Source organism: Kosakonia pseudosacchari (assembly GCF_015167415.1).
Lineage (GTDB): Bacteria > Pseudomonadota > Gammaproteobacteria > Enterobacterales > Enterobacteriaceae > Kosakonia > Kosakonia pseudosacchari.
This window is the reverse complement of sequence record NZ_CP063425.1, coordinates 3,889,247-3,908,551: the sequence shown is the minus strand read 5'-3', so window position 1 is coordinate 3,908,551 and position 19,305 is coordinate 3,889,247. Positions and strand designations below refer to the sequence as shown.

Genomic DNA, 19,305 nt, shown 5'->3' with positions numbered 1-19,305 from the left:
CGCCATCTTCAGGTTTTCCGGCGTTGATGTCTGCGCCGCCTGAATGATGGTGTGTATTTCCGTTACCGGTCGTACAGGCAACAGGATCAGATATGCGCAACAGTCAGAACATCACCATTCCACGGTCGCAGTCGATGACGACCACCACCGATGAAGCCACTACATGGTCGTTCCCTGGAGCGGTTGTGGGCTTTGTCGCATGGCTGCTGGCGCTCGGCATCCCGTTCATGATTTACGGTTCCAATACGCTGTTTTTCTTTCTCTACACCTGGCCTTTTTTTCTCGCCCTGATGCCCGTATCCGTCGTGGTCGGCATTGCGCTGCATTCGCTCCTCGATGGCAAGCTGCTTTACAGCAGTGTGGCGACACTGTTGACGGTGATCGCGATGTTCGGCGTGCTGTTTATGTGGCTGATGGGTTAACGCAATCCCTACGTCAAACCGTAACGCTCATTAAGGCAATGTGTCCGGCTACGGATCGACAGACATTTATGGTAAAGTCTGGCGCTTGCGCGGCATCACCCGGCTGGAGTGGAGTCTGACGAAAAGTTATGGGATGATGATGCCGTTTTTCAGGGGGCAGGATGGGTAAACTAACGCTGCTATTGCTGGCTTTGCTGGTCTGGCTACAGTATTCGCTGTGGTTCGGCAAGAATGGTCTGCATGATTACGGCCGCGTCAGCGAAGATGTGGCGGCACAGCAGGCGACAAACGCCAAATTAAAATCGCGTAACGATCAGCTTTTCGCCGAAATTGACGATCTCAATGGCGGTCAGGAAGCGATTGAGGAACGCGCTCGCAACGAATTAACGATGACCAGGCCGGGCGAAACATTTTATCGTCTGGTGCCGGACGCCTCAAAGCGCGCGTCGGGCTCAGCGCAAAATACACAAAATACGCAGAACAGACCTTAAATAATCCCGGACTCACGACATGTCAGCAATGATCCCGGACGTCTGTGCCGTGGTGCCGGCCGCCGGATTTGGCCGCCGCATGCAAACGGAATGTCCTAAGCAGTATCTCTCCATCGGTGATAAAACCATTCTTGAGCACGCGGTCGCCGCGTTGCTCGCCCATCCGCGCGTTAGCCGCGTGATTATTGCGGTCAGCCCAGGCGATGAACGTTTCGCGCAGTTACCCCTTGCCAGCCATCCGCAAATCACCGTGGTGAACGGTGGCGCAGAGCGCGCGGATTCCGTACTGGCGGGCTTGAAGGCCGCCTCGGGTGCGCAGTGGGTGCTGGTGCATGATGCCGCGCGGCCTTGTCTGCATCAGGATGATTTGAACCGCCTGCTTGCGCTGAGTGAAACCAGCCGCGTGGGCGGGATTCTTGCTGCCCCGGTGCGTGACACCATGAAGCGCGCCGAACCCGGTAAGACCGCGATTGCTCATACCGTTGAGCGCAACGATTTATGGCATGCGCTAACGCCGCAGTTTTTCCCGCTGCCGCTGTTGCACGACTGCCTGACCCGCGCGCTGAACGAAGGCGCTGTAATTACTGATGAAGCTTCAGCGCTGGAGTATTGTGGTTTTCACCCGGAGCTGGTCGCCGGACGCGCGGATAACATTAAAGTCACCCGACCCGAAGATTTACGACTCGCAGAATTCTACTTGACCCATGCAGACCTCCAGGAGAAAGCATAATGCGCATTGGACACGGTTTTGACGTACACGCCTTTGGAGGCGTTGGCCCGATTATCATTGGTGGTGTGCGCATTCCCTTCGAAAAAGGCCTGCTGGCTCACTCCGATGGTGATGTCGCGCTGCATGCGTTGACCGACGCGCTGCTGGGCGCGGCGGCGCTGGGCGATATTGGTAAATTGTTCCCGGACACCGATCCGGCGTTCAAAGGCGCAGACAGCCGCGAGCTGCTGCGTGAAGCCTGGCGGCGCATTCAGGCGAAAGGCTACACGCTTGGCAACGTCGATGTCACTATCATCGCCCAGGCACCGAAAATGCTGCCACATATTCCGCAGATGCGCGTGTTTATCGCTGAAGATCTCGGTTGCCATATGGATGATGTCAACGTCAAAGCCACCACCACCGAGAAACTCGGCTTTACCGGCCGTGGCGAAGGTATCGCTTGTGAAGCGGTGGCGCTGCTGGTGAAGGCGGCGAAATGACAGATTTTGATAACCTGACATTTTTGCACGGCAAACCGGTGGCAAGCGGCGTTCTGAAAGCCAATCCGGAAGATTTCGTGGTGGTGGAAGATCTTGGCTTTGAACCTGATGGCGAAGGCGAACATATTCTGGTGCGCATCCTGAAAAATGGCTGCAATACGCGTTTTGTGGCTGATGCGCTGGCAAAATTCCTTAAAATCCATGCGCGTGAAGTGAGCTTCGCCGGGCAAAAAGATAAACACGCTGTCACTGAGCAGTGGCTGTGTGCCCGCGTGCCGGGTAATGCGATGCCCGATCTCAGCGCATTTCAGCTGGAAGGCTGCAAAGTGCTGGAGTACGCCCGCCACAAGCGCAAGCTGCGCCTCGGTGCGCTGCAGGGCAATGCGTTTACGCTGGTGCTGCGCGAAATCAGCGACTGTGCGGATGTTGAGGCGCGTTTGCAGGCCATCGCACAGAAAGGTGTACCGAATTATTTCGGCGCTCAGCGCTTTGGCATCGGCGGCAGCAACCTGCAAGGCGCGCTTCGCTGGGCGCAGAGCGATGCACCGGTGCGCGATCGTAACAAGCGCAGTTTTTGGTTGTCGGCAGCGCGCAGCGCGTTGTTTAATCAAATCGTCAGCACGCGATTGAAAAAAACAGACTTTAATCAAGTTGTTGACGGCGATGCGCTACAATTAGCGGGGCGCGGCAGCTGGTTTGTGGCAACCCGTGAAGAGCAGGCGGAACTGCAAACGCGCGTTGAGGCGAAAACGCTGATGATTACCGCATCGCTGCCAGGCTGCGGTGAGTGGGGCACACAGCGTGACGCGCTGGCGTTTGAACAACAGGCGGTTGCTGATGCGCCTGAGCTACAGGCGCTGCTGGTGCGGGAGAAAGTCGAAGCCGCGCGCCGCGCGATGCTGCTCTACCCGCAAAAATTAAGCTGGAACTGGTGGGATGACGTCACCGTCGAATTACGGTTCTGGCTTCCGGCGGGCAGTTTTGCTACCAGTGTCGTCAGGGAACTTATTAACACATCGGGTGATTATGCGAATATTGCTGAGTAACGATGACGGGATCCACGCGCCGGGTATCCAGACGCTGGCAAAGGCTCTTCGAGAGTTTGCCGACGTTCAGGTCGTCGCTCCCGATCGTAACCGCAGCGGCGCGTCTAATTCGCTGACGCTTGAATCCTCGCTTCGTACTTTTACCTTTGAAAACGGCGATATCGCCGTCCAGATGGGCACGCCGACCGATTGCGTTTACCTGGGCGTGAATGCGCTGATGCGCCCGCGCCCGGATGTGGTGGTGTCTGGTATTAATGCCGGGCCGAACCTTGGCGATGATGTTATCTACTCCGGTACGGTTGCCGCCGCGATGGAGGGGCGCCACCTGGGATTCCCGGCGCTGGCGGTGTCGCTTAACGGGCATACGCATTATGACACCGCCGCAGCGGTCACCTGTTCTCTCTTACGCGCGTTAAGTCGCGAACCTCTGCGAACCGGACGTATTTTGAATATAAACGTCCCGGATCTGCCGCTGGATGAGATCAAAGGCATTCGCGTGACGCGTTGTGGCAGCCGCCATCCAGCGGATCAGGTGATTCCACAGCAAGATCCGCGCGGTAACACGCTGTACTGGATTGGCCCGCCCGGCGAGAAATGCGATGCCGGGCCGGATACCGATTTCGCCGCCATTGATGAAGGCTATGTTTCCGTGACGCCGCTGCATGTGGATTTAACCGCTTACAGCGCGCATGATGTGGTGTCGGGTTGGTTGGATCGTGCCGGGGTGAACAGGCAATGGTAAGCAAACGCGTACAGGATCTTCTCAATCAATTACGCGCGCAGGGCATTAAAAACGAGCAGGTGCTTGAGGCGTTGTCACAAGTGCCGCGCGAGAAATTCATCGACGAGGCGTTTGAACACAAAGCGTGGGATAACGTCGCGTTACCTATTGGTCAAGGGCAAACCATTTCTCAACCCTATATGGTGGCGCGAATGACCGAGCTGCTGGAGTTGACGCCGGCCTCGCGGGTGCTGGAAATTGGCACCGGTTCGGGGTATCAGACCGCCATTCTGGCGCGCCTGGTGCAACATGTTTGCTCGGTTGAACGCATCAAAGGGTTGCAATGGCAGGCGCGTCGCCGCCTGAAGCAGCTTGATTTACATAATGTTTCTACTCGTCATGGCGATGGCTGGCAGGGGTGGCAGGCTCGTGCGCCGTTTGACGCCATTATCGTGACCGCTGCACCGCCGGAAATCCCGGCTGCGCTGATGTCGCAGCTTGATGACGGCGGTATTCTCGTTTTGCCCGTGGGCGATGAACTCCAGCATTTAAAGCGGGTTCGTCGGCGGGGAAGCGAATTCATTATCGATACCGTTGAAGCCGTACGCTTTGTTCCGCTGGTGAAAGGCGAACTGGCCTGAGAAACAGAGTTTTCCTGGGTTTTTCAGGCAATAACAGCGTATGGTGAGCACATTTGCCGTAAACGTTCGCGGTTATCTTTAAGTCATTGGTAATTTACATATTGTTGGGGGATAAATGAGCGCGGGAAGCCCAAAATTAACCGTAAGCCGTGTTGCGGCATTATCGCTGGTTTCACTTTGGCTGGCAGGGTGTTCAAATTCCACTAATGCTCCTGCCCCGGTCAGTTCCGTTGGCGGTATGAAGAGCGCCAGCAGTAATAATTCCAGTTCCGGTATGTTAATCACGCCGCCGCCAAAACTTGGCACGTCCGCGCAGCAACCGCAAATTCAGCCGGTACAGCGTCCTGCCGTTCAGCCGACGCAGATCCAGCCTGTCGCACAGCAGCCCGTTCAGACGGTGAATGGCCATATCGTCTATAACCGCCAGTATGGCAATATTCCTAAAGGTAGCTACACCGGCGGCAGCACCTACACCGTTAAGCGTGGCGATACGCTGTTTTATATCGCGTGGATCACCGGGAACGATTTCCGTGACCTCGCGCAGCGTAATCACGTTGCCGCGCCGTATAGTCTTGAAGTCGGACAAACCTTACAGGTTGGCAACGCATCCGGTACGCCAATTACCGGTGGTAACGCCATAACTCAGGCTGATGCTTCTGCGCAAGGAATCGTCTCAAAACCTGCACAAAATTCAACCGTAGTGGTTGCTTCGAAACCGACAATTACGTATTCTGAAGATTCAGGTGAACAAAGTGCTAACAAAATGTTGCCGAATAATAAGCCTGCGACTATCGTCACAGCGCCTGTTACGGCTCCTTCTGTAAGCTCAACCGAACCGACTGCCAGCAGTACATCAACCAGCGCGCCGATTGCTTCATGGCGCTGGCCGACTGAGGGCAACGTTATCGACAACTTCTCTGCGACCGAAGGTGGCAATAAAGGTGTCGATATTGCGGGCAGTAAAGGACAGGCTATCGTCGCGACCGCAGATGGGCGCGTTGTATATGCCGGTAACGCACTGCGCGGTTACGGTAATTTGATCATCATAAAACACAACGATGATTACCTGAGTGCCTACGCCCATAACGACACAATGCTGGTCCGGGAACAACAAGAAGTTAAGGCGGGGCAGAAAATCGCTACCATGGGTAGCACCGGAACCAGTTCTACACGCTTGCATTTTGAAATTCGTTACAAGGGGAAATCCGTAAACCCGCTGCGTTATTTGCCGCAGCGATAAATCGGTGCAAAGTGGATGAAGTACTCCCCATTTGAGTCGTTGCAGCGTGCGCAGATGCCGCTGTAGCCGGCGAAATGAGTAGTCTTCAGGTGCTTTGCCCAGGGATCACGGGTAGGAGCCACCTTATGAGTCAGAATACGCTGAAAGTTCATGATTTAAATGAAGACGCGGAATTTGATGAGAACGGAGTAGAGGCTTTTGATGAGAAAGCCTTAGTAGAAGAGGAACCCAGTGATAACGACCTGGCTGAAGAGGAGCTGTTGTCGCAGGGCGCTACCCAGCGTGTTTTAGACGCTACTCAGCTGTACCTTGGGGAAATTGGGTACTCCCCGCTCTTAACGGCCGAAGAAGAAGTCTATTTCGCACGCCGTGCGTTACGTGGTGACGTAGCCTCTCGCCGCCGCATGATCGAAAGTAACCTGCGTCTGGTGGTGAAAATTGCCCGTCGTTATAGCAATCGTGGTCTGGCGCTGTTGGATCTGATTGAAGAGGGTAATCTGGGGCTGATCCGCGCCGTTGAGAAATTTGACCCGGAACGCGGGTTCCGTTTCTCAACGTATGCCACCTGGTGGATCCGTCAGACCATTGAACGGGCAATCATGAACCAAACCCGTACTATTCGTCTGCCAATCCACATTGTTAAAGAGCTGAACGTCTATCTGCGTACTGCGCGCGAGTTGTCCCATAAACTGGACCACGAGCCGAGCGCGGAAGAGATTGCCGAACAGCTGGATAGACCTGTTGATGATGTCAGCCGCATGCTGCGTCTCAACGAGCGCATTACCTCAGTTGATACACCGCTGGGCGGTGATTCTGAAAAAGCGCTGCTGGATATCCTGGCCGATGAGAAAGACAACGGCCCGGAAGACACCACGCAAGACGATGATATGAAACAAAGCATCGTTAAATGGCTGTTCGAACTGAACGCCAAACAGCGTGAAGTGCTGGCGCGTCGTTTCGGTCTGCTGGGTTATGAAGCTGCGACACTGGAAGATGTGGGCCGCGAAATTGGTCTCACTCGTGAACGTGTTCGCCAGATTCAGGTTGAAGGTCTGCGTCGTCTGCGTGAAATCCTGCAAACGCAAGGGCTGAATATCGAAGCGCTGTTCCGCGAATAAGCATCATTTCACGACAAAAAGGCCGCTCGCAGATGACGCGGCCTTTTTCTTTGCCTGCAATTTACCGTTACGCTGCCTGTGCCGTTTCATGCAAATGACGCCACAACACGCGCCCTTGCTGAAATTGAAACACCACCGTTGACCAGCGTACATGCTCACCCTGCGTTTCCCGGTAGCCTATTACCGCGCCACCGTCCCACTCCGCCAGCGATTCAATGTTATCGACAACAATCTTCAACCCCGCGCGACTGCCGCGTTGCGCCTGGAAAAAACCGGCAAGGGCTGAGTAGTCCAGAGATGCGCCGGAAAGCGTTACCATGGAAAAGTTTTTCGCAAAGCGCGCCATCAATGCTTCCAGTTCGCCTTCACCCCGGCTGAGCCAGTTTTCGATGGCGACATGTGCGTCAATAATTTCTGTGACATAGGGCTTCATGGTTTCTCCTGATGCAGATAGTGCAGTGTTTGTTGGTTATTCAGCCGCAGGGCGGCCACCAGCGATAACAAGGAAAAGGCGGCAGCGGTAATAAACGTTCCGCGCCAGGCCAGTATGGGGGGAAACAGCTGCTGTAACGCGCTCAATACGAACGCCAGCAACGTTGTCCCGAGGAAGAAGCTCAGTTGCCGGTTAAGATTCCACAACGCGCTGGCATCGGGCATCTCATGATGGGTAATCGTCAAAAAGGCGCTGCTTTGCGCGGTGCTGCTGCACAAACTTCCACCCGCGCCCATCAACGTAAATGCCACGATAACGATGCTGGCAGGCGTCTCTGGCGAAACGCCCGTTAACAGCAATATCCCGACAGCCTGTAATAAACAGCCAGTGATGATGAATGGTCGGGGGCCAAGATGGTTGAAATAGCGACCGCTAAAACAGATCGCGGCAAAAGAAGCCAGCGACCACGGGATCATCAACGCGCCGGTCATTGCCGGCGACATCCCGGCGATGCGCTGCAAATAAAACATGCCCACCACACTCACACCGATGAACATCCCCGGCACGCAGAGATAAATCAGCATGGCGAAGCGCAACAGCGAGTTACGTAGCAAGGGCAAATGCAGCAGGCGCGACGATCCGCTTGCCACAGGCTCGTCTTTTAGCCAGAGGATCGCGAGTAGCAGCGTTATCAGCGCAACAGGCAGCGTGGCGAAGAAAATCCAGCGCCAGCTAAAAGACGCTACCAGCACGCCGCCGATCGCGGGTGAGCAGGCGGGGGCCAGCAGCGCGACCAGCATCACGGCGGATGAGACTCTGGCACGTTCATGGGGTTTATATTGCTGCCAGGTTAACGCCTGGCCCACCGGGATCAGTAGCCCGCCGCCCATGCCTTGCAGTACGCGGCAGAAAATCAGACCGCCAGCGGAGCTGGCACAGCCTGCCGCCATTGCCGCGGCGCTGAATACCATCAGCGAAAAGATAAAGATCCGTCGTGCACCAAAACGTCTGGTGAGCCTTGCACTAAACGGGATCGCCAGCGTTAAACCGGCGATATAGCCGTTGCTGACCCATGCCAGCGTGGCAACGGAAGCCTGCAAGCTCACCGCCATCGCCGGAAACGCCACGCTGGCAATAAACATATTGATTAGATCGAGAAAAAAGCCCAGCAGATAAACCACCGCGACCTTGTTGCGATACACCATTTTCTGCCCTCCTGTGTGGAGGCGTAATGTAGCGGGGCGATGGGGCGGGATAAACAGCGTAGCGGGCGATATACTGTCAAAATTATTTTTACAATGATGGAACCCCGATGCTCAATTTATCGCGTATGGCTATCTTTGTTGCCGTGGTCGATACCGGCAGTTTCACCGCGGCTGCCGTTGCACTTGGGCAAACCAAAGCGGTGGTCAGCTTTAATATCCGCCAACTGGAAAACGAACTCGGCGTCACGTTATTGCTGCGCTCAACGCGGCGGTTAACGCTAACCGATGCGGGACGTGTGTTTTATCAGCGTGGTGTTGAGCTGCTTCATGCCGCAGAGACGTTGCAAGATGAGGTCCGGGCGAGCCATGTAGGTTTATGCGGTGAGCTGCGGATCACCAGCACACCGGAGTATGGCGCACTGGTTGTGGTGCCGGCGCTGGCGGCGTTTGGTAAAGATCACCCCGGTTTACGCATCCGCCATGTCGCATCGTCGCAGCATAATGATTTGATTTCAGAGCGTTTTGATGTGGCGATCCGCTTAGGATCGCTGGCGGATTCGCGCTATCACGCAGCATTGATTTCACGCTTCCTGATTGTGCCAGTGGCAACGCCCGAATGGTTGAGCGCCCATCCGGTGACCTCGCTGCAAGCGCTGGCGCAGGCGGAGTGGATTATTCACGAGCGCTTAAGCGCACCGCTGCGCTGGCAGGTTACCGATGCCAGTGGGCGCAGTGAAACGCTGGAAATCACCGCGCCTGCACGATTATCCGCTGATAGTGCGCAAGCGTTAATGGCATTCGCGCTGGCTAGTTGCGGTGTGGCGTTGTTACCGCTGTGGCTGGTGCAAACGGCGCTGGACAGCCACCGGCTTGTTCATCTGTTACCCCAATACCGCTTCGCGCAGCAGGGGGTTTATGCCGTCTATGCGGATGCGCAGCATCAGCCGGCCAAAGTCCGCGCGTTTGTGGATTTTTTGCGTGCTCGTCTGGCGTAGCGCTTAAGCCATCGCTGCACACTTAAAACGGTTTGAAAACTGCCCGGCATCGTCACTAAAGGGGAAACATCCTCAGTACATGTATGGCTTGAGCATCAGCCCGTCCCGGTAAAAAGTGCCAGAACAGCGGTTCTGGCTGGTCATCACGAACCGCTGCGCTGTTCCGGACGCGCGTTTTATATGGTGTCGCAAGGTTTTGGTTCTGCACCGTAAGTGTCGTAGATATTTCCGTGGCTGGCGCATCAATGAAAATCCCTCTCCCGTTCAGGGAGAGGGAAGAGGGGTTACAGCAGGTTTTTCAGACGGTAGATCCACTCCAGCGCCTGGCGCGGCGTGAGGCTATCCGGATCGAGGTTTTCCAGCGCTTCAACCGCCGGGTTTGTCTCTTCTGGTGCCGCCAGCAGCGACATTTGTGTGCCGTCGATCTGTGTGGCTGCAGCACTCGGCGACAGGCTTTCCAGTTCGCGCAATTTACCGCGCGCGCGCTTGATCACCTCTTTGGGGACACCCGCCAGCGCCGCGACCGCCAGGCCGTAGCTCTTACTGGCCGCGCCATCCTGCACGCTGTGCATAAAGGCGATGGTATCGCCATGCTCCAGCGCATCGAGATGCACATTCGCCACGCCTTCCATTTTTTCCGGCAGTTGCGTCAGCTCGAAATAGTGGGTGGCAAACAGCGTCAGCGCTTTGATCTTATTCGCCAGATTTTCCGCGCACGCCCACGCCAGCGACAGGCCATCATACGTTGATGTGCCGCGACCGATTTCGTCCATCAGCACCAGGCTGTTTTCCGTGGCGTTATGCAGAATATTGGCGGTTTCGGTCATCTCCACCATAAACGTGGAGCGCCCGCTGGCCAGATCGTCCGCCGCGCCGACGCGGGTAAAGATGCGATCGATAGGCCCGATCTCCACTTTTTGCGCCGGAACATAGCTGCCGATATAGGCCAGCAGAGCAATCAGCGCGGTCTGGCGCATATAGGTACTTTTACCGCCCATATTCGGGCCGGTGATGATTAACATCCGGCGCTGCGGTGACAGGTTCAGCGGGTTGGCGATAAACGGCTCTTTCAGCACTTGCTCCACCACCGGATGGCGGCCTTCGCTAATGCGGATGCCCGGTTTTTCGCTAAAGGTCGGGCAGCAATAATTCAGGGTATAAGCACGTTCCGCCAGGTTGACCAGCACATCCAGCTCCGCCAGCGCGGCGGCGCTCTGCTGCAAATCCGCCAGATGCGGCATCAGCAGATCAAACAGTTCCTCATAAAGCTGTTTTTCCAGCGCCAGCGCTTTACCTTTGGAGGTCAGAACTTTGTCTTCGTACTCTTTCAGTTCCGGAATAATGTAACGCTCAGCGTTTTTCAGTGTCTGGCGGCGCACATAGTGAATTGGTGCCAGATGGCTTTGCCCACGGCTGATCTGAATGAAATAGCCGTGTACCGCGTTATAGCCCACTTTCAGCGTATCCAGCCCCAGCCGCTCACGTTCGCGGATCTCGAGGCGGTCGAGATAATCGGTCGCGCCATCCGCCAGCCCACGCCACTCATCCAGCTCGGCGTTATACCCCGGCGCAATCACGCCGCCGTCGCGCACCAGCACCGGTGGTGCTTCAATGATGGCGCGCTCCAGTAGTTCGCGTAATTCGCCAAATTCACCCATTTTTTCGCGCAGCGCCTGTACCGGTGCGCTGTCGATATCCGCCAGTTGGCTGCGCAGTTCCGGTAATTGCTGAAAAGCGTAACGCATGCGCGCCAGATCGCGCGGACGGGCGGTGCGCAGCGCCATACGTGCCAGAATACGCTCCAGATCGCCCACCTGGCGCAGCACCGGTTGCAGCTCGCTGGTATGTTCCTGCAACGCGCTGATGGTTTGCTGACGCTCGGTCAGCACTTTTGTATCGCGCACCGGCATATGCAGCCAGCGTTTGAGCATACGGCTGCCCATTGGCGTGACGGTGCAGTCGAGCACCGATGCCAGCGTGTTTTCGACGCCGCCCGCCAGGTTCTGGGTGATCTCCAGATTCCGGCGCGTCGCGGCATCCATAATGATGGTGTCCTGCTGGCGCTCCATGGTGATGGAGCGAATATGCGGCAGGGCGGTGCGCTGCGTGTCTTTTACATATTGCAGCAGGCAACCGGCGGCGCACAGGCCGCGCGGCGCGTTCTCTACGCCAAAACCGACCAGGTCGCGCGTGCCGAACTGCATATTTAATTGTTGGCGCGCGGTGTCAATTTCAAACTCCCACAGCGGGCGGCGGCGCAAACCGCGACGGCCTTCAATCAGCGCGGTTTCCGCGAAATCTTCCGCATAGAGCAATTCCGCCGGATTGGTGCGTTGCAGCTCAGCCGCCATGGTGTCGCGATCCGCCGGTTCGCTAACGCGAAAACGTCCGGAACTGATATCCAGCGTTGCGTAGCCAAACCCTTTGCTGTCCTGCCAGACGGCGGCGAGCAGGTTGTCCTGGCGCTCCTGCAACAGCGCTTCATCGCTGATAGTGCCTGGCGTGACAATGCGCACCACTTTACGTTCCACCGGCCCTTTACTGGTGGCCGGATCGCCAATCTGCTCGCAAATCGCCACCGATTCACCAAGGCTCACCAGCTTCGCCAGATAGTTTTCCACCGCATGATGCGGTACACCCGCCATCGGAATCGGCTCACCGGCAGACGCGCCGCGTTTGGTCAGCGAAATGTCCATCAGCTGCGAAGCGCGTTTGGCGTCGTCGTAAAACAGCTCGTAGAAGTCGCCCATACGGTAGAACAGCAGAATATCCGGATGCTGCGCTTTCAGCTTCAGATACTGCTGCATCATTGGCGTATGTGCGTCGAAATTGTCGATAGTACTCATCGGTCAGTGATGTCCATTATCGTGAAATGTATGAGTGGATCTTTTGTTGTTCTGGTTAGCGATCACTCTGCCAGGGCAGCATGATAACGAAGTCTGAGGAGCGGGGAAACAGGAAGGAAAAACCTGGCTTGCCACCCTGCGGGAAGCCAGGCGAAGCGTTACAGTGCGGCGGCTTTCGGGAAATCCACAACCGTGTCATTGACGCGGTTAATCATATTGGTAAACAGAATGGCGCTGATGGCGCTGATTATCTCGACAATCTGGCGATCCGCGAAACCAGCGTCGCGCAGTGATTCAACTTTTTCTGCCGGCAGCGTCCCGTGCGTGGTGACCACGGTTTTTACGAATTTCAGCAGCGCGTCAATGTGCGCATCTTCAGGGAATTCACCCCGGCGCAGTTGTTGCGTTTGCTCCACGCTATAACCCGCCATTTTGCCCGTTAACGTATGCGCGGCCAGGCAGTAGTCACAGCCGGAAATTTCACTGACCAGTAAGTTGATCGCTTCCAGCTCTTTTTTATTCAGCGAACTTTTTGCCAGTGCGGCATTATGTTGTAACGCCTGAGCAAGCATCTCCGGGGCAATGCCAATGGTCTGGTAGGCATTAGGTACTTTACCCATTGCTTTCTTAATGGCACCGAAAAGATCGGCGGTTTTATCGGTGGCGTTTTCGGGTTGAATGGATGTTAAACGGCTCATGATTATCTCCTGTCAGTGTATGGGGTCCGCCGTATCGGCGATGTACTCATAGTAGGGAGAAAGCGTTCGGGTAACGGTTATACATCGTCTCTATTTTTTGTCTTATCGTCTCAGAGGGAAATGTGGATAGCCTCAGCCAACTGCTTGCGATGCTGGCGCCAACATGCGCTGTGAACCTCCATTGCCGCTTTGCCGGGCGGTGGGAAGCCGACCATCAACAACTTGCGCCTGGCGTGGTGCCCTGGCATGTGGTTTTGCACGGCGAAGCGAGGCTGGTGGTAGAAGGTCGACATGTGGATGTGTGCGCAGGCGATGTGCTCCTGTTGCCTCACGGAACGCCGCATCTGCTCCAGAGCCTGGTCGAGTGGGGGCAGATGGTTCCGGCGTTAAAGCATGATAACGGTATCCTGACAGAAGTCCGCAGCCCGGCAAAAGGCGCGGCGGTGGAAGTGCTGTGCGGTGAATTTGATTTTGGCCCGCACAGCGGCTGGTTGTTCGCCCATGAAAACCATCTTATTCATCTGCAAACCAACCACTGGCAAGCCTGTCCTGAACTGGAAATGTTGCTGATGATGCTGGTGCGGGAAAGCCTCGGTTCGCTGCCGGGGAATGCGACGATTGCCAAAGGGCTGGCCGATACGCTGCTGGCGCTGATCTTGCGCCTGCTGCTCTCATTACATGAGCCGCCCGCTGGCCTGCTCAGGCTGATGAGCAATAAACGGCTTGCTCCCGCGTTGCTGGCCGTTATCGCCGATCCTGCGCACCCGTGGACGCTGGAAACGCTGGCCGAACGCTGCTTTTTGTCCCGGGCGACCTTTGCCCGCTATTTTGCCCGCAGCTATCCACTTACGCCGCAGGCGTGGCTTTCCCAACTGCGCATGGCGATGGCCTCGCAGTTACTCATTACGCAAGCGGGTTTAACTATCGACGCTGTTGCCGAACGATGCGGGTTCCTTTCGCTGTCCTCGTTTTCGAAAGGGTTTAAACGGCTGTATGGTGTGAGCCCCGCGCAATACCGCAAACGCCGAACCCATCTGCAAACGCCTCAGCCATAGCGATGGTGAATGCAAAAACGGGCTGGTAACTGGCACCAGCCCGTTTTGCTAGCGGAAAACCTTCTACGATTAAGCACCACTGCTCAGTGTCATGACGTTAAGGTCGGCGAGCCCGTCAATGGCGCTGACTAACGCTTTGAATGGCGCGGCCTGGCTGTGTTGCTCCAGCATTTTTGCCGATGCCCAGCGCTCAATCATCACGAACTGGTGGTCGTTTTCACGGTTGACATGTAGCTGATAAGAGAGACAACCTGGCTCGCCCTGCACATCGCGTTCAACGGTTTTAAGCGCCCCGGCCACTTTTTCACGGCTACCGGCATGGGCGGTGATGGTCGCAACAACTGTTACGGTATCGTTCATTTTATGCTCCTGATTTCATGAGAAAGTTCAGGTCAGTCTACGCCGCCTGCCAGCACAAAAAACCCGTTTTTGCCATTAGCTCTTTCACCGCAGGAATGAAAATCGGTATGCAACCTTAACGGCCGGTGCGTAGCGACTGTGGCGGAATACCGTAACCACGCACGAACACTTCCCGCATATGGCGACGATCGCGAAAACCGGCTTCACGGGCAATCGTGTCCAGCGAAAGCCGGCTTTGCTCAATCATGAGCCGCGCCGCTTCCAGCCGTAATCCTTCAATCGCTTTCGCTGGCGACTTACCCGTCTCCTGGCGAAACAGGCGGCTGAGCTGGCGGGCGCTCACATGCACCGCATCGGCCAGCAGCTCTACCGTCAGCGCTTTTTTCAGATTATTGCGGGCGTATTCCAGCGCACTTTGCAGCCGATCTGAGCGCGGTGCCAGCGCCAGCATTTCCGAGTGTTGCGTCTGCCCGCCGGAGCGGCGTTGATTCATCACCAGCCGGTGGGCGACAACACGGGCTGCCTCGGCACCCAGATCTTTTTCCACCATGCCGAGCGCCATATCCAGCCCGGCTGTCATCCCGGCGGATGTCCAGATGCGATCATCAATGATAAAAATACGATCGTCTTCAAGCTGAACGTCCGGATGTTGCAGCAGCAGGCTGCGGGCGTGTGCCCAGTGCGTCGTGGCGCGCTTTTTCTCCAGCAAACCCGCTTGTGCCAGCACAAAGGCACCGGTGCAGATCCCCGCGATGCGGCGCGCCTGTAACGCCGTGGTTTGCAGAAAGTGAACGATGCCGGCACTGGCCGGTTCATCCACGGGCGACAGCACACCTGCCACCAGCCAGGTGTCGATTTGCGTGACGCTTTCCAGCGGCCGGGACTCGACGCCAATGCCGGATGAGGAATAAACGGTGCCGCCAAATTCTGAGTAGACCGTTGGCTGATAAAGCGTCTCACCAGCCACAAGGTTGGCGAACTCAAACACCGTCAATGTGGACAACGCCAGCATCTGAAAATGGTCGGAAATCAGTAATCCAATTTTGTGCATCGCGACACCCTTTAACATGCGCTGGCGGCCTGCAAATCCCGGCTCCGGACGCGTAATCGTTCAGAGATCCACAAACTGCTAAGCGCCAATAGTAAAAACAGGACTGCGCTTAGCATCACACCATAAAAGCCGAACAGCGGATAGAGCCATGACGCGACCGCCGAACCAAAACCAATGCCGCAAAACATAAACGCGCTGGTCAGGGCGAGCGAGATACCGCGTGTCGTCTCAGACGCGATCTCCACGATCCGCCGTTGCTGGGTTGGCCACAGAAGATCGGTGGAAAACGCCCACAGCACCAGTAACAAATAGAGCAGCGCCAGCGTACCGGGCAGGATCATCAGCAGCAGCATATCCAGCACCAGCAGGGTAATGCCAGCGACCAGCAGCCGTTCGGCGCTATAACGGCGTGCGGCGCGGCCAACAAACAAGTTACCCAAAATCCCGGCAACACCAATCACCGTCAGCGCCACCGAAACGCTGGTGGTATCGCCTTGCCAGCGATCGCGGATTATTGGCGATATAAAGGCATACATGTCATACACGCCGGAGGTAATGAAAAAGACCACCAAAAACGCCGCCAGCGATTTGCCATCCATTAAAACCTGTCCTACCTGGCGTAAACGGATGTCCACCCCTTTAACGATGTTCGGCACCGAGAACCAGACGGCCAGCGCGGTCAGCACACTCACCAGCGCGACAAGCGCAAACAACGGTCTTGCACCCCAACTATTCGCGATCCACGCCGCCAGCGGAATGCCAACCATGCTCGCCATGGAGACGCCGAGCAGGATCGTGGCAATGGCGCTGCCGCGTTCATGTTGTGTGACAAGCTCCGCGCCGAGCGCCACCAGCACCGGGCCAATCAGCGATGCACCAAGCCCCATCACCACTCGGGAGATAACCAGCGCGGTGTAACCGGGCGCGATGGCGAAAATAAACGCCCCGAGGCCGAACACCAGCATCCCGGCCAGCACCTGGTATTTGCGCATCATCTGCCCCAAAAACACCTGCGCCAGCGGTGCGCTGATGGCAAAGGTCAGGCCGAAAATCGCGAGCAAACGCGCGCTTTGACCATCGCTCAACCCCCATTCATGGGAGATGGCGGTCAGGCTGCCCGCTACCGATAGCGCCCCCGTTGCCTGAATAAAATAGGCCAGGCTCAGCGCCCACAGCGCGCGTCGTTGCGCCAGAGATAACCGATTTTTCATCATTCACTCCCGCAGCGGGGCCGACGCCCCGCAGTTCGATCACGCCACAGGGATCGGGTTGTCGACCATCGCCTGGTTAAAGGCGTTGATCATCTCATGTTCGTTTGCGCCCGCGTTGGCGCGCGCGGGCAGTACGCTGTCGACAATGGCTTCAATGGTGTCGGTGCCCAGCTTGTCGAAGGTCTGCTGGATAAAGTCCTGCAACGGCATCGCACGGCTGTCGCCACTTTTATAGATCAGGTCGGTATCCACCCACGGCGGCGAAATTTCGATAACCTTGACGCCAAAATCCTTCAGCAAAAAGCGCTGGGACAGGGTGTAAGAGTGGATAGCGGCTTTGGTCGCCGAATAGAGCGCGTTACTGACGAGAGGTAAAAACGCCAGAATCGAACTGTTATTGATAAGCACCGCGTCCGGCTGCTGCTTCAGGTGCTCAACAAACGCCGCGCTTACCCGCACCGGGCCTAATAAATTGGTATCTAACAGCGTGGTGGCCATTGCGTCATCAAGCTCACCGGCGGGGTTGTCGAACGGCATAATGCCCGCATTGTTGATAACCACGTTGAGCGCCGGGTAGCGCGACAGCACCTCCTGCGCTGCCGCTTTGATGCTCGCGGCCTGTGTGACGTCCAGCACCACGGAATCCATGCCTGGGTTGGCTTCTGTGACGCTATCCAGCAGCGCTTTTCGCCGCCCGGAGATGATCACTTTATTGCCCAACTGATGAAATTTTTCCGCCATCGCGCGGCCAATGCCTGACGTGCCGCCGGTAATAAAAATCGTATTGCCTGTCAGTTTCATAAAGAAAGCCCTCTGTTTGAAATGGATGTTCAGTGTGTGGTTGCCGGGCGGTAGCGCTCAGCCGGTACGTTACTGGAGAGATTGGGCAGCATGGCCTGTCGGCGCTGTTCCATTGCCAGCCAGTCCGCGTCGTTGTGCAGTGAAGGGATAGTGACGAGTTCGCCTTGCGCGAAACCAACCAGTGCGGCGTCGACCAGGTCGTAAGCACTCATCACAATGGATTTATCCAGCTGTTCCAGCGGCAAGCCGCCGTTGTCCCAGAATGGTGTTGCCGTTGCTCCCGGTAACACCGCTTGGATCTGAATGCCTTTATCAGCCAGTTCATGATGCAGCGACTGGCTAAACGCCAGCACAAAGGCTTTTGTTCCGCCATAGACTCCATTCAGCAGTTCCGGCGCGATGCCGACAATCGAAGAGATATTGATAATGGCGCCCGCGCCGCGCGCCACAAAACCGGGAACGACGGCGTATGTGAGGCGAGTCAGCGCAGTGACGTTGAGGTTAATCATCGCTTCCATTTGATCAACATCGCTGGATAACAGCGGTGTGTGCGTCCCGACGCCGGCGTTGTTCACCAGCAGCGTGATGCTGGCATCCTCACGCAGCTTCGCTTCCAGCGCCCGCAGTTGTTGGGCGTCGTTTAAATCGGCGGCGACGGCTTCCACATTGCGGGCGGTATCTGCCGTGATGTGGCTGGCCATCTGGTTCAGACGGTTTTGGTTACGGGCGACGATAATCAGGTCATAGCCCATTCTGGCCAGGCGGTTGGCGTAAATCGCGCCAATACCGGTTGATGCGCCGGTGATAACAGCCGTGCCTTTGTGAGGTTGTGTAGCGATGGTCATGCGAGACTCCTTAGGTCAGCAATGAATGCGATGGAAGAATCATAAGCAAACCTTCAGTGTCTTAAATGACGTTTATAGGCGTGATTTGGGACATGTGGTAACACATGTCGTCGTGGTGTTTTCTTAGCAAGGAGGCCTGGCGACTGCGCTTTTCAAAGGACGGGCGGAGAGTTGTCTACGCTTAAAAGAAACAGCATGGTGAGGAGCGCGGATGAGCAAGAAGATTATGCAGGAGTACCTGGTGCTGGGCGGCAAGCATCATGGCGAGGTGTGGCGCGGGGTTTACCCGGCCATGGGGTTGAACTTATCAAAGCATGATGAGCGTTACGGGCAATTTTTCGACCGGGAAGGGCAGCAGAAAATTGAGCTGTCACGCAAGGAGCAATATTTCATCTCTGAGTGGATCTCCCCGCAAGGCCAGACTTTTTTGTTAGCCACGGCGGAGGATCTCACGGAATTTGATATTGAAGAGGAGATTGAGCGGATTACGCCGCCGCTGCGTCCGCTCGATGGCGCGGTAGAGGACTGGATTTAAGCGTTGGCGAAAAATCCACGGTGGCCCGTGGATTTTTTTAGCATGGATGTGCTGACGACTTTCCGGATATCACTATTATTTATTCCAATACTCTGGTTATATTTTCCAGGTAATTCATAAAACACACTTTAAATCCTTCGCGTTACGTAATGCATTTATCAATATTATTAGGTGAGCCTTTAAAGTGGTGAGTTAATAATGAAATTGAAATTTAGGATTATATTATTTTTTATTAGGAATACAGATTACAGAACAATGTAATATCGATCTGTTTTCGTATTAATTCTGCGAGATAGATCAAATAGAGGGCAATTCCTGATGGACACAAATATTCGCTCTGCACGACTATTGTTGTCGATGTAGAGCCTCTGCGTCATCTCCA

Annotated in this window: 21 protein-coding genes; 12 read left to right on the top strand and 9 right to left on the bottom strand. The window is 55.9% G+C overall.

The genetic code is table 11. The features are described 5' to 3' along the window. Nucleotides 1-92 precede the first annotated feature (92 nt). From IP581_RS18480 to rpoS, 9 genes are all read left to right on the top strand, one after another. Nucleotides 93-422, top strand: coding sequence for a DUF3561 family protein (locus IP581_RS18480; RefSeq protein WP_086873616.1), 330 nt, complete (start codon nt 93-95; stop codon nt 420-422). 161 nt (nt 423-583) lie between these two features. Then, nucleotides 584-913, top strand: coding sequence for a cell division protein FtsB (ftsB, locus tag IP581_RS18475; protein WP_193821090.1), 330 nt, complete (start codon nt 584-586; stop codon nt 911-913). A gap of 19 nt (nt 914-932) precedes the next feature. After that, nucleotides 933-1,643 carry a 2-C-methyl-D-erythritol 4-phosphate cytidylyltransferase gene (ispD, locus tag IP581_RS18470; protein ID WP_193821089.1) on the top strand — a complete coding sequence of 237 codons (711 nt, stop codon included), beginning with the start codon at nt 933-935 and terminating at the stop codon, nt 1,641-1,643. Further along, entirely contained in the window at nt 1,643-2,122 is a 480-nt protein-coding gene (gene ispF / locus IP581_RS18465; protein WP_017457714.1) for a 2-C-methyl-D-erythritol 2,4-cyclodiphosphate synthase, read from the top strand. The genes ispD and ispF overlap by 1 nt, the downstream gene beginning before the upstream one ends. Then, nucleotides 2,119-3,168, top strand: coding sequence for a tRNA pseudouridine(13) synthase TruD (gene truD, locus IP581_RS18460; protein WP_193821088.1), 1,050 nt, complete (start codon nt 2,119-2,121; stop codon nt 3,166-3,168). Before ispF ends, truD begins: the two co-directional genes overlap by 4 nt. Then, nucleotides 3,149-3,910 (top strand): 5'/3'-nucleotidase SurE, encoded by a 762-nt coding sequence (surE, locus tag IP581_RS18455; RefSeq protein WP_193821087.1) that lies wholly within the window; start codon nt 3,149-3,151, stop codon nt 3,908-3,910. Before truD ends, surE begins: the two co-directional genes overlap by 20 nt. Beyond that, nucleotides 3,904-4,530 carry a protein-L-isoaspartate(D-aspartate) O-methyltransferase gene (locus IP581_RS18450; protein ID WP_086873621.1) on the top strand — a complete coding sequence of 209 codons (627 nt, stop codon included), beginning with the start codon at nt 3,904-3,906 and terminating at the stop codon, nt 4,528-4,530. The genes surE and IP581_RS18450 overlap by 7 nt, the downstream gene beginning before the upstream one ends. 166 nt (nt 4,531-4,696) lie before the next feature. Then, complete coding sequence (gene nlpD / locus IP581_RS18445) at nt 4,697-5,770, top strand: murein hydrolase activator NlpD (RefSeq protein ID WP_228007867.1); 1,074 nt, start codon at nt 4,697-4,699, stop codon at nt 5,768-5,770. Nucleotides 5,771-5,895: 125 nt separating this feature from the next. Next, nucleotides 5,896-6,888: an RNA polymerase sigma factor RpoS gene (gene rpoS / locus IP581_RS18440; protein ID WP_086873623.1), complete on the top strand. Its 993-nt coding sequence runs from the start codon at nt 5,896-5,898 to the stop codon at nt 6,886-6,888. Between the two features lie 67 nt (nt 6,889-6,955). Here rpoS and IP581_RS18435 read toward each other — a convergent pair whose 3' ends face one another. Then, entirely contained in the window at nt 6,956-7,321 is a 366-nt protein-coding gene (locus tag IP581_RS18435; RefSeq protein ID WP_193821086.1) for a DUF4440 domain-containing protein, read from the bottom strand. Continuing rightward, nucleotides 7,318-8,526: an MFS transporter gene (locus IP581_RS18430; RefSeq protein ID WP_193821085.1), complete on the bottom strand. Its 1,209-nt coding sequence runs from the start codon at nt 8,524-8,526 to the stop codon at nt 7,318-7,320. Before IP581_RS18430 ends, IP581_RS18435 begins: the two co-directional genes overlap by 4 nt. 107 nt (nt 8,527-8,633) lie before the next feature. On the opposite strand from IP581_RS18430, the gene IP581_RS18425 reads away from it, so the two are divergent. Then, complete coding sequence (locus IP581_RS18425) at nt 8,634-9,521, top strand: LysR family transcriptional regulator (protein WP_193821084.1); 888 nt, start codon at nt 8,634-8,636, stop codon at nt 9,519-9,521. A 284-nt stretch (nt 9,522-9,805) separates the two neighbouring features. Here IP581_RS18425 and mutS read toward each other — a convergent pair whose 3' ends face one another. Both mutS and IP581_RS18415 read right to left on the bottom strand, forming a co-directional pair. Next, nucleotides 9,806-12,367, bottom strand: coding sequence for a DNA mismatch repair protein MutS (gene mutS / locus IP581_RS18420; RefSeq protein ID WP_193821083.1), 2,562 nt, complete (start codon nt 12,365-12,367; stop codon nt 9,806-9,808). 158 nt (nt 12,368-12,525) lie between these two features. After that, nucleotides 12,526-13,065 carry a carboxymuconolactone decarboxylase family protein gene (locus tag IP581_RS18415; RefSeq protein ID WP_086873628.1) on the bottom strand — a complete coding sequence of 180 codons (540 nt, stop codon included), beginning with the start codon at nt 13,063-13,065 and terminating at the stop codon, nt 12,526-12,528. A 122-nt stretch (nt 13,066-13,187) separates the two neighbouring features. Here IP581_RS18415 and IP581_RS18410 point away from each other — a divergent pair, with 122 nt between their 5' ends. Beyond that, complete coding sequence (locus IP581_RS18410) at nt 13,188-14,120, top strand: AraC family transcriptional regulator (protein WP_193821082.1); 933 nt, start codon at nt 13,188-13,190, stop codon at nt 14,118-14,120. A gap of 69 nt (nt 14,121-14,189) precedes the next feature. Here IP581_RS18410 and IP581_RS18405 read toward each other — a convergent pair whose 3' ends face one another. From IP581_RS18405 to IP581_RS18385, 5 genes are all read right to left on the bottom strand, one after another. Then, a complete protein-coding gene (locus IP581_RS18405; RefSeq protein ID WP_086873630.1) occupies nt 14,190-14,480 on the bottom strand; it encodes a putative quinol monooxygenase in 291 nt (96 codons plus the stop codon). Between the two features lie 115 nt (nt 14,481-14,595). Further along, nucleotides 14,596-15,531 carry a GlxA family transcriptional regulator gene (locus IP581_RS18400; RefSeq protein WP_086873865.1) on the bottom strand — a complete coding sequence of 312 codons (936 nt, stop codon included), beginning with the start codon at nt 15,529-15,531 and terminating at the stop codon, nt 14,596-14,598. Between the two features lie 11 nt (nt 15,532-15,542). After that, nucleotides 15,543-16,742 carry an MFS transporter gene (locus IP581_RS18395; protein WP_193821081.1) on the bottom strand — a complete coding sequence of 400 codons (1,200 nt, stop codon included), beginning with the start codon at nt 16,740-16,742 and terminating at the stop codon, nt 15,543-15,545. Between the two features lie 39 nt (nt 16,743-16,781). Continuing rightward, nucleotides 16,782-17,543, bottom strand: a complete 762-nt coding sequence (locus IP581_RS18390) for an SDR family oxidoreductase (protein WP_086873632.1) — start codon at nt 17,541-17,543, stop codon at nt 16,782-16,784. Between the two features lie 29 nt (nt 17,544-17,572). After that, nucleotides 17,573-18,388 carry an SDR family NAD(P)-dependent oxidoreductase gene (locus IP581_RS18385; protein ID WP_086873633.1) on the bottom strand — a complete coding sequence of 272 codons (816 nt, stop codon included), beginning with the start codon at nt 18,386-18,388 and terminating at the stop codon, nt 17,573-17,575. Nucleotides 18,389-18,599: 211 nt separating this feature from the next. Between IP581_RS18385 and IP581_RS18380 the strand changes: the two genes are divergently transcribed. Continuing rightward, nucleotides 18,600-18,923, top strand: a complete 324-nt coding sequence (locus tag IP581_RS18380; RefSeq protein ID WP_017459235.1) for a hypothetical protein — start codon at nt 18,600-18,602, stop codon at nt 18,921-18,923. Nucleotides 18,924-19,305: the final 382 nt, after the last annotated feature.

Excerpts from the sequence above, each read along its gene's own strand:
- ispD (WP_193821089.1), top strand. The coding sequence starts at position 933 with ATGTCAGCAATGATCCCGGACGTCTGTGCCGTGGTGCCGGCCGCCGGA.
- IP581_RS18430 (WP_193821085.1), bottom strand. The coding sequence starts at position 8,526 with ATGGTGTATCGCAACAAGGTCGCGGTGGTTTATCTGCTGGGCTTTTTT.
- IP581_RS18415 (WP_086873628.1), bottom strand. The coding sequence starts at position 13,065 with ATGAGCCGTTTAACATCCATTCAACCCGAAAACGCCACCGATAAAACC.
- IP581_RS18390 (WP_086873632.1), bottom strand. The coding sequence starts at position 17,543 with ATGAAACTGACAGGCAATACGATTTTTATTACCGGCGGCACGTCAGGC.
- IP581_RS18395 (WP_193821081.1), bottom strand. The coding sequence starts at position 16,742 with ATGAAAAATCGGTTATCTCTGGCGCAACGACGCGCGCTGTGGGCGCTG.
- IP581_RS18400 (WP_086873865.1), bottom strand. The coding sequence starts at position 15,531 with ATGCACAAAATTGGATTACTGATTTCCGACCATTTTCAGATGCTGGCG.
- IP581_RS18380 (WP_017459235.1), top strand. The coding sequence starts at position 18,600 with ATGAGCAAGAAGATTATGCAGGAGTACCTGGTGCTGGGCGGCAAGCAT.
- truD (WP_193821088.1), top strand. The coding sequence starts at position 2,119 with ATGACAGATTTTGATAACCTGACATTTTTGCACGGCAAACCGGTGGCA.
- rpoS (WP_086873623.1), top strand. The coding sequence starts at position 5,896 with ATGAGTCAGAATACGCTGAAAGTTCATGATTTAAATGAAGACGCGGAA.
- IP581_RS18435 (WP_193821086.1), bottom strand. The coding sequence starts at position 7,321 with ATGAAGCCCTATGTCACAGAAATTATTGACGCACATGTCGCCATCGAA.
- IP581_RS18405 (WP_086873630.1), bottom strand. The coding sequence starts at position 14,480 with ATGAACGATACCGTAACAGTTGTTGCGACCATCACCGCCCATGCCGGT.
- ispF (WP_017457714.1), top strand. The coding sequence starts at position 1,643 with ATGCGCATTGGACACGGTTTTGACGTACACGCCTTTGGAGGCGTTGGC.
- IP581_RS18480 (WP_086873616.1), top strand. The coding sequence starts at position 93 with ATGCGCAACAGTCAGAACATCACCATTCCACGGTCGCAGTCGATGACG.
- surE (WP_193821087.1), top strand. The coding sequence starts at position 3,149 with ATGCGAATATTGCTGAGTAACGATGACGGGATCCACGCGCCGGGTATC.
- ftsB (WP_193821090.1), top strand. The coding sequence starts at position 584 with ATGGGTAAACTAACGCTGCTATTGCTGGCTTTGCTGGTCTGGCTACAG.
- IP581_RS18425 (WP_193821084.1), top strand. The coding sequence starts at position 8,634 with ATGCTCAATTTATCGCGTATGGCTATCTTTGTTGCCGTGGTCGATACC.
- mutS (WP_193821083.1), bottom strand. The coding sequence starts at position 12,367 with ATGAGTACTATCGACAATTTCGACGCACATACGCCAATGATGCAGCAG.
- IP581_RS18450 (WP_086873621.1), top strand. The coding sequence starts at position 3,904 with ATGGTAAGCAAACGCGTACAGGATCTTCTCAATCAATTACGCGCGCAG.
- IP581_RS18385 (WP_086873633.1), bottom strand. The coding sequence starts at position 18,388 with ATGACCATCGCTACACAACCTCACAAAGGCACGGCTGTTATCACCGGC.